11 protein-coding genes are annotated in these 13,007 nt (G+C 69.6%); 1 reads left to right on the top strand and 10 read right to left on the bottom strand.

From position 1 onward, the window contains the following. Positions 1-50 precede the first annotated feature (50 nt). Positions 51-1,700: an MFS transporter gene (locus VDQ18_RS10090; protein WP_323020814.1), complete on the top strand. Its 1,650-nt coding sequence runs from the start codon at positions 51-53 to the stop codon at positions 1,698-1,700. 3 nt (positions 1,701-1,703) lie between these two features. On the opposite strand, the gene VDQ18_RS10085 is transcribed toward VDQ18_RS10090, so the two are convergent. The 10 genes from VDQ18_RS10085 to VDQ18_RS10040 form a co-directional block, all read right to left on the bottom strand. Further along, positions 1,704-2,447 carry an alpha/beta fold hydrolase gene (locus tag VDQ18_RS10085; protein ID WP_323020813.1) on the bottom strand — a complete coding sequence of 248 codons (744 nt, stop codon included), beginning with the start codon at positions 2,445-2,447 and terminating at the stop codon, positions 1,704-1,706. A gap of 74 nt (positions 2,448-2,521) precedes the next feature. Beyond that, a complete protein-coding gene (locus VDQ18_RS10080) occupies positions 2,522-3,967 on the bottom strand; it encodes an aldehyde dehydrogenase (protein ID WP_323020812.1) in 1,446 nt (481 codons plus the stop codon). Between the two features lie 9 nt (positions 3,968-3,976). Then, on the bottom strand, positions 3,977-5,527 hold the full coding sequence (locus VDQ18_RS10075) for a flotillin family protein (protein WP_323020811.1): 1,551 nt from the start codon (positions 5,525-5,527) through the stop codon (positions 3,977-3,979). 22 nt (positions 5,528-5,549) lie between these two features. Then, positions 5,550-6,305 (bottom strand): hypothetical protein, encoded by a 756-nt coding sequence (locus VDQ18_RS10070; RefSeq protein ID WP_323020810.1) that lies wholly within the window; start codon positions 6,303-6,305, stop codon positions 5,550-5,552. A gap of 2 nt (positions 6,306-6,307) precedes the next feature. After that, positions 6,308-7,780 carry an aldehyde dehydrogenase family protein gene (locus VDQ18_RS10065; RefSeq protein ID WP_323020809.1) on the bottom strand — a complete coding sequence of 491 codons (1,473 nt, stop codon included), beginning with the start codon at positions 7,778-7,780 and terminating at the stop codon, positions 6,308-6,310. A 1-nt stretch (position 7,781) separates the two neighbouring features. Next, complete coding sequence (locus VDQ18_RS10060) at positions 7,782-8,969, bottom strand: ABC transporter ATP-binding protein (RefSeq protein WP_323020808.1); 1,188 nt, start codon at positions 8,967-8,969, stop codon at positions 7,782-7,784. Then, on the bottom strand, positions 8,962-9,693 hold the full coding sequence (locus VDQ18_RS10055) for an ABC transporter ATP-binding protein (RefSeq protein WP_323020807.1): 732 nt from the start codon (positions 9,691-9,693) through the stop codon (positions 8,962-8,964). Before VDQ18_RS10055 ends, VDQ18_RS10060 begins: the two co-directional genes overlap by 8 nt. Further along, positions 9,690-10,613 (bottom strand): branched-chain amino acid ABC transporter permease, encoded by a 924-nt coding sequence (locus tag VDQ18_RS10050; protein ID WP_323020806.1) that lies wholly within the window; start codon positions 10,611-10,613, stop codon positions 9,690-9,692. Before VDQ18_RS10050 ends, VDQ18_RS10055 begins: the two co-directional genes overlap by 4 nt. Then, entirely contained in the window at positions 10,610-11,476 is an 867-nt protein-coding gene (locus VDQ18_RS10045) for a branched-chain amino acid ABC transporter permease (RefSeq protein ID WP_323020805.1), read from the bottom strand. The genes VDQ18_RS10050 and VDQ18_RS10045 overlap by 4 nt, the downstream gene beginning before the upstream one ends. A gap of 63 nt (positions 11,477-11,539) precedes the next feature. Next, a complete protein-coding gene (locus VDQ18_RS10040) occupies positions 11,540-12,748 on the bottom strand; it encodes an amino acid ABC transporter substrate-binding protein (RefSeq protein ID WP_323020804.1) in 1,209 nt (402 codons plus the stop codon). Between the last annotated feature and the right edge of the window lie 259 nt (positions 12,749-13,007).

Below are 13,007 nucleotides of genomic sequence, written 5' to 3'. Positions count from 1 at the left end.
GCCCCCGACCGCGCACGATGCGGCCGCCGGACGATCTGCACCGACTCACCATGCCCGATACCCTGCGTCCCGAGGCGCCACCCTCCGCCTTCGCCCCCTTCGCCAACCGCCGCTATCGCGGCTATTGGCTGACCGGGCTGGCCGGGAACTTCGGCTGGCTGATCCAGAGCGTTGGCGCCGCCTGGCTGATGGCGACGATCGGCGGCAGCCCGTCGATGGTCGGGCTGGTCCAGACCTCGATCGCCGTGCCGATGATGCTGTTCGCGCTGCCCGCGGGCGCCGTCGCCGACGCCTTCGGCAAGCGCACCATCATCATCTGGGCACAGCTGGCGCTGTTCCTCGTCTCGGCCGTGCTGGCGGTCGCCGCCTATCTAGACCTGCTCTCGCCCTGGTCGCTTCTGGCCTTCACCTTCCTGATCGGCAGCGCCAAGGCGATGAGCCATCCGGGCTGGCAGAGCATGGTCTCCGAGATCGTCGAACGGGCGCAACTGCCCCAGGCCATCGCGCTGAACTCGGTGGGCTTCAACCTGGCGCGGACCATGGGCCCGGCGCTGGGGGGTGTGCTGGTGGCGACCGTCGGCGCCTTCGCCGCCTTCGCGGTCAACGCCATCGCCAACCTCTGGGTGGTGTTCGTGGCCCGCGGCTGGCCGGCGGGTGAGCGCAAGGCGGGCCTGCCGCCGGAACCCGTGGGCGCCGCGATCCTGGCCGGGCTGCGCTTCGTCGCGCTGTCGCCCAACATGCTGGTGGTCATGGCGCGCGGCGCGATCTTCAACTTCGCCGGGATCTCGGTCATGGCGCTGATGCCGCTGGTTGCCCGCGACCTTCTGGGCGGGGATTCGCGGACCTATGGCCTGCTTCTGGGCGCCTTCGGCCTCGGCGCCGTGGGCGGCGCCTTCGCCGCCAACCGCCTGTCGCGCCGCCTCAGCCCCGAATGGCGGGTGCGGCTGGGTTTCGCGCTCTTCGCGCTCGGCACCTTCGGGCTGGGGGAAAGCCCGTGGCTCTGGCTCTCGATCCTCTCGGCGATGCTGACCGGGGCCTGCTGGCTGGTCACGCTGTCGACGCTCAACACCACGGTGCAGATGTCCTCGCCGCGCTGGATCGTCAGCCGCTGTCTGGCGCTGTACCAGACCTCGATCTTCGGCGGCAGCGCGGCCGGGGGGCTTCTGTGGGGCCTGATCGCCGATCATGGCTCGCTCCGGCTCAGCCTGACCGTTTCGGCCGTGGTCATGGGCCTTGGCGCCGTCGCCGGGCTGGTCCTGAAACTGCGCGACTTCGACGCCGCCACCGTCGATATCCACGCCCCCTGGACCGCGCCCGAGACCCGGCTCGACATCCTGCCGAAAAGCGGCCCGATCCTGTGCGAGACGCAATACCGCGTGCCCGTCGCCAATGAGGACGCCTTCCTGGCCGCCATGGCCGAGCGGCGGCAGGCCCGGCTGCGGCGCGGCGCCCGGCGCTGGACGCTGTCGCGCGACCTGCTGGACCCCGAGCTGTGGACCGAGCGTTTCAAGACCGCGACCTGGCTCGACATGCAGCGCATGCATCTGCGCCGCTCGGTGTCCGAGGCGCAGATGACCGAGCGTCTGCGCGCGCTGATCGACCCCTCGGTGCCGCTGCGCCTGCATTACCATCTGGTGCGCGACCCGGCGGTCGAGGCCCGGCCCGAGGATGGCCATATCCGCCCGCCGATGGAATCCTGAAACTCAGTCCAGAAGCGCCAGCACCCTCTCGGGCGCCGCCACATGCGCGTTATGGGGCAGAGCGTCGAGCAGCAGCGCCCCGGGGTCGATTTCCCGCATCTGCTCCAGCGTCACCATCGGATCGCCCGACCCCGCCGCCATCCGCAGGGGCACCTGCACGCCCCGCAGGATCGCCTCGATCGAGGGGCCGACCGCCCCGAAGACCCCGGGCGCCATGGCCAGCGCGAAGCCGCCCTCGACCGCCCGCACCCCCCGCGCCAGCGCCGACTCGCCGGGCGAAACCAGCCCCTGCAGGCCCGAAACCTTGGCGTAGCGGTCCCAGGCCTCGGCCTCGGTGGCGAAGATCTTGCCCGGGCGGGTGGCCATGGCCTGCGCCCCGGCGATCTCGTCGGCGCTCCAGACCTGCTTGACCCCCAGCGTGACCAGCCGGGACGGGACCGGACCGAAAAGCCCTCCGGCCAGCAGCGCCCCGACCACGCCCCCGAAGGAATGCCCCAGAACCGTGATCTGCGAGGGGTCCTCGTCGGCCAGCAGCCGCGCCAGGTCGGCGGCATGCACACCGAAACCGAAGGGCCCCTCGGCAGGCGAGTGGCCATGCCCCCGGAAATCGGGCGCGATCCAGCGGTGGCCACGCGCCTCGATCCCGGCCGCCACGCCCTGCCAGACGGCCCCGGTCGCCCCCAACCCGTGCAAGAGCACGATCAGCCGCGCACCCTGCCCGCCCCGTTCCGCATAAAGCCCCGTCATGCCGTCCTCCCCCCTGCCGTGCCGGGGCGACTATGGCGCGACGGCAGTGCAGCGGCAACGCCCGGCAGAGCGCCTCAGGCGATGTGGATCGTCTTGACCTCGAGGTAATTGTCCAGCCCCTCCGGCCCGCCCTCGCGACCCATCCCGCTTTCGCGGTAGCCACCGAACGGGTGCTTGGGATCGACGATCAGCCCGTTGATGGTCAGCCCCCCGGTGCGCATCCGCTGCGCAAAGCGATAGGCGCGTTCCACGTCGCGCGAATAGACCGCGCCGTTCAGGCCATAGCGCGTGGCATTGGCCTTCCTGACCGCGTCCTCCTCGTCGTCATAGCCGATGACCGAGACGACCGGGCCGAAGATCTCTTCCTGGAAGATCTTCATGTCGGGCGTCACGTCGCTGAACACCGTGGGCTCGACGTAGAACCCCTTGTCCAGCCCCACCGGCCGTTTGCCGCCGCACGCCAAGGTCGCCCCTCCGGCCCGCCCGGCGGCGATATAACCCTCGACCCGCTCGCGCTGCCGGGCCATGGCGAGCGGCCCCATCTGCGTGGCGGGATCGCCCGGATCGCCGACCTTCAGCGCCTTCACGGCGGGCAGGAACAGGTCCAGAAACTCGTCCTTGCGGCTGTGAGGCACCAGAAGCCGGGTGAGCGAGAAACAGACCTGTCCTGAGATCGGCATGGAATAGACCATGAGCGAGGGCAGCGCCTTCTGGAAATCCGCATCCGGCAGCAGCACCGCCGCCGACTTGCCGCCCAGTTCCAGCGAGACCCGCGCCAGCCGCTCGGAACAGACCTTCATGATATGCTTGCCGACGGCGGTGGAGCCGGTGAAGGCTACCTTGTCCACGTCCATGTGACGGATCAGATGATCCCCCGCCTCGCGCCCGGCCGGCACGAGGTTGAACACCCCGCGCGGCAGACCCGCCGCCTCGATGCATTCGGCGAGGATATAGGCCTCCAAAGGCGTCTCGGGCGAGGGTTTGGCGACCATCGTGCAGCCCGCCGCCAGCCCGGCCGCGATCTTGTAGGTCAGCAGCACCATCGGCGCGTTCCAGGGCGAAATCGCCGCGCAGACGCCCACGGGTTCGCGCAAGACCCGCACCGCCCCGCCATCGTCGCGCTTGCGGTCATCGCGGAACGGATAGCTCTCGATCAGCTCGGCGTAATAGCGGAACAGCGTCGCGTTCTGTGGCACCAGCTTGCGGGTCAGGCTGATCGGCGCCCCGACCTGCCGGGTCCAGGCCCAGGCGATTTCCTCAAGCCTCGCCTCGATCAGGCTCGCCACCCGCCGCAGATAGGACGCGCGCTCCGAAGGCGCCATCCGAGGCCAGGGTCCGTGGTCGAAGGCCGCCCGGGCCGCCGCCACGGCGCGGTCCATATCCTCGGGCTGCGCCTCGGGATAGCGGACGATCACCTCCTCCGTCACCGGCGAGACGACCTCCAGCATCCGCCCGTGCCGGGGCCGGACCCATTCGCCGTTGATGAAGAAACTGTCGGGGGCCTTGAGGGGCTGAGTCATGGTCGGGCCTTAATCCTCGCGCCGGTCGCGGCGGCGCTTGCGGTCCAGATCGCCGTCGCGGATGTCGTCGGTCAGCCGGTCCAGCACCTTGTGCAGGTTGGGCGCCTGCACGGCCTGATCCAGCACCGATTCCAGCGCCTGCAGGATCGCGCCGCGCGATCCCTCGACCGTGCCGACCTGATTGATGTTGATTTCCTTGATCTTTTCGACGGGCTTCATCATCTCGCCCATAATCTTCGGCATCGCTTCCAGCCGCGCGAGTTCCGCCTCATGCGCCAGAACGGCGCCCGAGCGGGTGTTCTCGGCCGCGATCCGCGCCGTCAGCGCCTCGGCATCGGCCCGGCGCATCGCCAGCCCCGCCTCGGCGTCGAGCTTCGCCTGTTCCAGCTTCTCGCCCGCCACCTTGCGCGCCGTTTCGGCGGCGATCTCGGCCCGGCGACCGGCGGCGATGGCCTCGGCCTCGGCGGCGATCAGCCCCAGATCGCGGCGGCGCTCGGCCTCGGCCCCGGCGCGGGCGGTCTCGATCGCCTCATGGGCGCGGACCGCTTCGGCGCGGGCGAGATCCGCCTCAGCCTGGGCGCGGCTTTCCTCCTGGCTTTTCGCCAGCACCTGCACCGCGCGCTCCTGCTCGGCGATTTCCAGCGCCCGGGCGCGCAGGATCTCGGCCTCGCGGATCGCCTGTTCGCGGGCGATATCCGCCGCCTGGATCTGCTGCTCCATGCGGATGCGCGAGGCGGCGGCGGATTGCTCGGCCTCGGCCTTGGCGCGGGCCACCTCGGCCAGTTGCGTGGCCATCAAGGCCTCGATCTGCTGGGCCTGAGAGATTTCGGCCCGGCGTTCCTCCAGGTCGATCTCCATCTTGCGGCGCGCGGCTTCCATCGCGGCACGGCGGACGGAGACCTGGGTGTCGGATTCAATTTCCGCCCGCTCCTTCTTCGATTGCGCGACCACCTCGGCCAGCTTGCGAAGACCGACGGCGTTGAAGGCGTTGTTCTCGTCTAGGGCGGTGAACTGCGTCTGGTCCAGCGCCGACAGCGACACCGCGTCCAGTTGCAGGCCATAGCGGGCAATCGGCTCCGCCAGCGCCGCCTTCACCGCCGCCACGAACTCCGCCCGCCCCTCGTGCAGCTCATCCATCGTGTGCCGCGCCGCGACCGAGCGCAGGGCGTCGACCAGCATCCCCTCGATCAGCGCCCGCAGCTCGTCCGGCTGGAAACTGCGCCGCCCCAGCGCCTGCGCGGCGCGGGCGACGCTGGCGTCGGTCGGCGGGACCGAGAGGTAGAATTCCGCCCCCACATCGACCCTGAGCCGGTCGCGGGTGATCAGCGCGCGTTCGGCGTTGCGGTGCACCTCCAGCCGGATCGTCTGCATGTTGACCCGGCTCACCTCGTGGAACCAGGGCAAGGCCAGCGCGCCGCCGTCGATGACGACCTTGCGCCCGCCGATGCCGGTCCGCACCAGGCTGACCGCGTTGGTCGCGCGCTGATAGAAGGCCGCCGCCAGCGCGATCAGCGCGGCGAGGACGACCAGCAAGGCGATGATCCAGAAGATGGTGCTCATCCGTGGGTCCTTTCGGGATGCCTCAAAGCCCTTCGAGGCTGGTTTTGATCTGGGCCCCGGCCCCGCCATCAGCGGCGAGCGAAGCCCCCGTCAGACCCGCGGCGAGGTCCGACAGAAGGAAAACGGCGGCGCGGGCGGCAAGCGCCGGCCCCGCGGAAGGATCGAGGCCCAGGGCCGCGGCCTGCGCGGTGGGCAGGCGGCCATCGGGCGCGGCGGGGAGCAGCGCGTTGACCCGGATGCGCGGCCAGCGGGTGGCGCGGCCCAGGGCCCAGACCTGCATCGCCCAGCCGATCATGCGGGGCGTTGTCCCGGGTTCGGTATCGAGCCCCCAGCGGGTGGCGAATTCCGCCCCCTGCCCCGACCTGAGGCTGACGCCCGCCCGGATCGCCCCCAGCGCGGCGGCGCGCTGGCCGTCATCGGCTGCGCCCCGCACGAGGATCGCCCCGCCGGGCGCCATCCGCGGCCCCAGAAGGTCGCCCAGCAGCCGCGGCAGCGCCAGCGCCTCCGCCAGTTGCCGTGCGGGCGGCCCCTCCGGCATCGCGGGCAGCAGCGCGAGGCCATCCAGCCCCTCGGGCAGCGCGGCGGCGACGGCCTCGGCCGCCCCCGCCTCGCCCGGCTCGATCCGGTAGAGCGCGCTCAGATGGTCAAACCGCGCCGCCCCGTCGATGCCCAGCACCTCGGCCCCGGCAGCCTCGGCCGCGGCGGCCACGGCCAGCCCCAGCCCCGAGGCCGAGCCCAGAACCGCGATGCGTTTGCCGGCAAGGAGGGGCAGCGCCATGGTCAGAACACCGGCGGATAGGGCCGGCCGCCACGGTCGAGCGTGATCCAGCGGGTTTCGGTGAAGGTCTCGATCGACCAGCGCCCGCCGTGCCGCCCGAGGCCCGAGGCCTTGGAGCCGCCGAAGGGCACATGCGGCTCGTCATTCACCGACGAGCAATTGACGTGGCACATGCCGGTTTCCAGCCGCTTGGCGATGGAGAGCGCCCGCGCCTCGTCCTTGGTGAAGACGCCCGCCGAGAGCCCGTATTCGGTGTCGTTGTTTATGGCGATGGCTTCCTCGTCCGTGCGGAAGGGGATCACCGGAACCACCGGGCCGAAGGTCTCGTCGCGGTAGATCAGCATGTCGGGGGTGACGCCGGTCAGGATCGTCGGCTCGACGAAGCGGCCGTTGATGCCGCCGCCGACGACGACCTTGGCGCCCTTGGCGATGGCATCCTCCAGCTGCGCCTTGACCCGCGCGACCTGCCGGTCATTGATCAGGGGGCCGATCACGTTCGACTTGTCCGCCGTATCGCCGACCTTCAGCTTCGCCGCCCGTGCCGCGAATTTCGGCAGGAAATCGGCGTAGATCTTCTCGTGCACCAGCACCTTTTCGACCGACATGCAGATCTGGCCCTGATGCATGAAGCTGCCGAAGTTCGCCGCCTGCGAGGCGCGCTCCAGATCGGCGTCTTCGAGGATGATCAGGCTGTCCTTGCCGCCGAGTTCGACGCAGGCCTTCTTGAGATGCGCCCCGGCCTTGGCGGCAATGGCCCGGCCGACCGGGGTCGAGCCGGTGAAGGAGATGCCCTTGACGAAGGGATGCTCGATCATCTCGTCGCCCACCCCGGCCACGTTCTCGCGCGAGCAGGAGATGACGTTGAAGACGCCCGGCGGCACGCCCGCCTCTTCCATGATCTCGGCGAAATAGAGCCCGCCGATGAAGGGCGTGTCTTCCGAGGGTTTCAGGACGATGGTGTTGCCCGCGGCCATCGCGAAGGCAAAGCCCCGCGCGGTCAGGATGCCGGGGAAGTTCCACGGGCTGATGACCGAGATGACGCCCATCGGCGAGCGGACGGCGGTGGACATCTTGCCGTATTCCGACGGCATGATCTCCCCCAGCGGCTGGTAGCAGATGGCGGCGGCCGAGCGGAAGACCTCGGTCACGTAATGCGCCTCAAACGCACCCTTGCCGAACCAGCCGCCCCCCTCGGCCTGATTGAGGGCGATGTATTCGGGCGCGCGGCGCTCCCAGATGTCGCTGATCCGGTGCATCAGATGCGCACGCTCGGTGAATTTCATCGCCGCCCAGGCCGTGAAGGCGGCATGCGCGGCCTCGATGGCGGCGGCGGCATCGGTGCGGCTGCCGTCCGGGGCCTCGGCAAACAGCGCGCCGGTCGAGGGGTTGAGATCGGGGAAGGTCCGCGCGGCGCGCACCCATTGGCCGTTGATGTACTGGCCGCGGATCGTCTTGGTGACGGGGCTATCGAGCATGTCAGACCTCGCTTCTGCTGAACTGGGCGGTGCCGGGGCGCCGGGTATAGACCTCGACCCGGGCGCCCGAGGCCGGGATCGGCGGAGCCTCCGGCGCACTCGCCGGGGCGGCGACGGGGGCGGTCGGCGCGGGGGTCGCGGGCCGCGCGGTCGGGCGCAAGGGCGGCAGGCTGCTGGCGGCGGGACGCGACCGGGCCTGCCGCGCGGCGGCCTCGATTGCGTCGAGCGAGGCTTTCAGCGCGGCCGAGCGCTGGCTCACCGCCGCCTGCATTGCCCCGGGGCTGAGGGTCCGGGGCGCCGTGACCCCCGGCGCCTTGCGCGCAGCGCCGGCGACGATGGCGTCGATGTCGAGGCCCGAGATTTCCGAGGACGGGACCGAGCGGATCGGCTTGGCGCGGACCTGCGGCGTCGGCGGCGCGGGCACGCTGGTTTGCAGCACCGGCGCGGCCGGGGCCTTGGCCGGTCCCGTGGCATGCCCCGCCGCACCGCCGAGATAGGCCGCCTGCACCGCCGGATCGTGCAACAGGACCGAGGCCTTGTCCTCGCGCAGGATGCGGCCGTTCTCCAGCAGATAGCCGCGGTCGGCGATGGCGAGGCTCAGCTTGGCGTTCTGTTCGACCACCAGAATCCCCAGCCCCGTCTCGCGCACCTTCTTCAGCGTCTGGAACAATTCCTTGGCCAGCAGCGGCGAAAGGCCGAGGCTCGGCTCGTCCAGCATCAGGATTTCCGGGTTCGACATCATCGCCCGGCCGATGGCGACCATCTGCTGCTCGCCGCCCGACATGGTGCGCACCACCTGCCGCGCCCGGTCGCTGAGCTTGGGGAAGAGCCGCGTCAATTGCTCGTAGCGCGCCTCGACCTCTTCGCGGGCGCGCTGGGGATTGGCGCCCAGCATCAGGTTCTCGCGCACCGTCAGCTCGCCGAAGATGCCGCGCCCCTCGGGCACCAGCGCGATCCCGCGTTCCACCACCTTGTGCGGCGCCAGGCCGATCACCGGCTCGCCGCTCACGCTGACCGCGCCCGAGACCTGCCCCTCGCAGACCCCGGCAATCGCCTTCAGCAGCGTCGATTTCCCGGCGCCGTTGGCCCCCAGAATGACCACGATCTCGCCCGGGCTGACCTTCAGCGACGGGCCCGCCAGCGCGATATGCTTGCCGTAGCGGACGGCGAGTTCGTGAACCTCAAGCATCGTCATCCCCCAGATAGGCGCGGATCACTTCGGGGTCGGACAGGACCTCGGCCGGGGTCCCTTCGGCGATCTTGGTACCCGAGGACATGACCACGCAGCGGTCGCAGAGGCTGCGGATCGCGTCCATGACGTGTTCGACAAGGATGATCGTCCGCCCCTCGTCGCGCAAGGAGCGGATCAGCGCGATCCCGGTGCCCAGTTCCGTCGGGTTCAGCCCCGCCAGCCATTCGTCCAGAAGCAGCACCTCCGGGTCGCCCGCCAGCGCCCGCGCCAGTTCCACCCGCTTGGTGTCGATATAGGTCAGCGCCGAGACGGGCATCCCCATGACGGCGCTCAGCCCCAGCCGTTCGATCAGCGTCAGGGCGTGCGCCTTCGCCTCGGCCCCCCAGCGGCGGCGATGGCCGAAGGCGGCGCCGGCGATGACGTTGTCCAGAACGCTCAGTTCCGGCAGCAGCCGCACCAGCTGGAACGTCCGCCCCACCCCCAGCCGCGCCACCTTGTGCGCGGGCTTGCCCGCCAGTTCATGCCCCTCCAGCCGGATCGAGCCCGCGGTCGGCGCGAAACTGCCCGAGATCATGTTGATCATGGTGGATTTACCCGAGCCATTCGGCCCGATCAGCCCCATGACCGAATGCTCGGTCACGTCGAAACTCACGTCATGGACCGCGACCAGCCCGCCGAAGCGCTTGGTCACGTTCCTCACCTGCAGGACAATCCGGCTCATGAGCGGCCTCCGAAGCGGCGGCGGAAGCGGTCCCAGAGGCCGACGAAACCGCCGGGCAGCAGGTAGACGATAACCAGGAAGGCGATGCCCAGCAGCAGCAGCGTCTGGTTCGGCGCCTGCCGCGTGATGGCCTCCCACAGCAGGCTGAAGGGGATCACACCCGCAATCGGCCCCCAGAGCCGCCCGGTCCCGCCCAGAAGCGCCATGATGACGACCTGAAATGACAGCAGAGGTGCGAAGGCGGTGGCGGGTTCGATGTAGATGTAACGCGGCGCGAGGATCGCCCCGGTCGCGGCGGCCACGGCGCCCGGCACCATGAAAAGCGCGACCTTGGCCAGAGCCGTGTCGATGCCGGCGTGTTTCGCGACCGTCTCATCATTGCCGATGATGCGCAGCGCGAAACCCAGCCGCGAGCGACCGATCAGCCAGCCCGCGAGGAAGACCAGCGCCCCCAGACCCACCAGCATCCAGTAGATCTCGCGCTCAGTGATCGAGGTCAGGACATACATGCCGCGATGGCCGGTCTGGTTCTGCACCCAGGTCACGACCTGCCGCACCATCTCGGCCAGGCCGAGGGTGAAGATGACGAAATAGACGCCCGACAGGCGCAGCGTCACCAGCCCGACCAGCGCCGCCAGCACCGCGCCGATGATCGCGGCCAAGGGCGGCAGCACCCAGAACGGCAGGCTCTGGAACCCGAGGCCCGTGACGAAGGTGCCGATGCCGAAGAAGGCGGCAGTGGCGAGCGAGATGTAATGCGTGGGGCCCGAAAACAGCGCCCAGCTGGTCGCCAGCACCACGAACATCGCCATGGTTGTGCCCATGGTCAGCCAATAGGGGCTGCCATAGACCGGCAGCAGCGCCGCCAGACCCAGCAGGGCGGCCGAGATGGCCAGATTGCGCCAGTCGGTGCCGCTCATCCCCGGGCCTTTCCGAAAAGTCCCGCGGGCTTGAAGAGCAGCACCAGCAGGAAGAGCAGATAGGCCGCGGCCAGCGTCAGGCCCGGATCAACCAGCCGCGCCACCGCCGTCTCGGCGATGCCGAGGATCACGGCAGCGACGATGGTCCCCCGGATGTCGCCCACCCCGCCCATGATGATGATGATCAGCGCCTTCATGGTGAAGAGGACGCCGACCGAGGCATCGAGCGTGAAGAACATCGACACCAGCGCGCCGCCCGTGGCCGTCACGGCCCCGCCCAAAGCAAAGGCCAGCGCCGAAGCACGGCGCACGTCGACACCCACCAGCGAGGCCGAGGCCGGGTTTACCGCCACCGCCCGCAGGTTCAGGCCGACGCGGGAATAGGTCAGCCACAGCCACAGCGCCCCGCCGATCACCACCGCCAGCACGAAGGCGACGACGCGGTTCTGGGCGTAGGAGCTGCCGAACATCTCCAGCGGCTGGGCGAGGAAGGCATAGTTGAAATAGCCGCCGCCGAAGGCCCAGGTCATGATGCCGACGAAAGCGAAGGACATCCCGAACGTCGCCAGGATCGAATCGACCTCCAGCGCGCCGCGGCTTTTGGCCCGTTTCACAAGCGGTTGCAGCATGAAGCGGTAGACCAGCCAGTTGACCACGAAGGCCACCGGCGCGATGACGATCAGCGCCGCCACCGGGTTGATCTGCCCCGCGGTATAGAGCCAGAAAGCGGCGAACCCGCCCGCGACCAGCATCTCGCCATTCGCCAGGTTCATGATCCGCGCGACGCCGTATTGCAGGTTGAGCCCCAGCGCGATCAGCGCATAGGTCCCGCCCAGCAACAGGCCGGTTATCAGGATGAACATCGGGTCAGATCCGCCGTCTTGCCGGTGGGGGCGGCGCGCAAGGACACGCGCCGCCCGCCGGGATCAGTTCCAGCCGTCGAACAGCTCGGCGGCCACGGCGCCGTCACGACCCCGCGCGGCGATGCCCCGGAACACGCCGCCCTGCCATTGGCCGACGGTCCAGTACCGCTCGTTGTCGTTGTTTTCGTTGAAGTTCACCGGGCCGAGGATCGTCGAATACTCGTGCGAGCGGTCCTGCAGATAGGCAAGCACCGTGGCGCGGTCGATGGAGCCGGTGGCCTCGATCGCCTGACCCAGGATTTCCAGCGTGGCATAGGTCGCGGCCGAGGCCCAGTAATCGGGCGCCTGACCGGCGAATTCCATATGCGCCTCGGCGAAGGCCTGGAAGGCCGGGTCATCGGCATTGACGCCACCCATGCCCATCACCCCCTCGATCTGGTCGCCGAAACGGGCGGCATAGCCCGGGAAGGCGGTGGCGACGGCGGTGAAGAACACATGCGGCGCGAAGTTCTGCACGATGGCCTGATCGGTCAGCGCGAAGGTGTCACCGGGATAGGACCAGGCGATGAAGGCATCGGGGTTCGCGGCCTTGGCCCCGTCGATGACCGGCGCCAGATCCTGCGTGCCCAGGGGATACGAGCTTTCGTAGACGATCTCGAACCCGTTCGATTCCAGCACCCCGCGCGAGATGCCCGCCATCTCGATCCCGAAGGCGTCGGCCACGTTGACCAGCGCCACGCGGTTGCCGATCTCGCCCCGGTCGCGCATGCCGACCAGCACATGCGCCGTATCCTCGGCCATGATCGAGGTCCGGCCCAGCACGAAGAACATGTTCGGGAACTGCTGCGCCAGCGCCGGCTGCTGGTCGGTGACCGCGGTGCCGGTGATCATCGGATAGCCGAGCTGGGCGAAGATCGGCGCTGCGGCCAGGTTCATGCCCGTGGAATAGGGCGCGACCATGAAATCGACCTGATCCTGCGTCGCCAGACGCTGCGCGGCCTGGATGGCCTGCTGCGGGTTGGTCTGGTCGTCGTATTCCACCAGCTCGATGGTCATGCGGCGATCGCCCACCTGTAGCCCGCCCGCCTCGTTGGTCTGATGCACCCAGAGCCGCACCGCCGGCCAGTGGGTGACGGTCGCGCCCCCGGCCAGCGGGCCGGTCTGCGGCGCGGCGGCGCCCATGCGAATGGTATCCTGCGCCAGGGACATCCCGGCCCCGGCCGCCAGCGCGACGGCGGCAGCCGCAAGCTGCGTGAACGTTCTGCGATACATGTGACATCTCCCCTTTGTCATCGTTGTCGGCCCTGTGGCCGCCGTTCGCTCCGACCCGGCGTCGCCGCCGGCCTCCTCCCCGGAATGCCGGGCATCCAGATGGATGCCGGCCCCGCGCAACGGACCCTGTCTGCCCAACCTCCCCAGACGACAAGGCAGCGCCATGATGCATTGCCCCGGATACATTTCAAGAGATTTGACACCGCGAAAGACGGTTTTCTGATGCTGCAAAGCAGCAAGAAACCGCGCCACCACGGGA

It is taken from the genome of Pararhodobacter sp., assembly GCF_034676075.1.
GTDB lineage: Bacteria > Pseudomonadota > Alphaproteobacteria > Rhodobacterales > Rhodobacteraceae > Pararhodobacter.
This window is presented reverse-complemented; position numbering and strand designations above follow the sequence as displayed.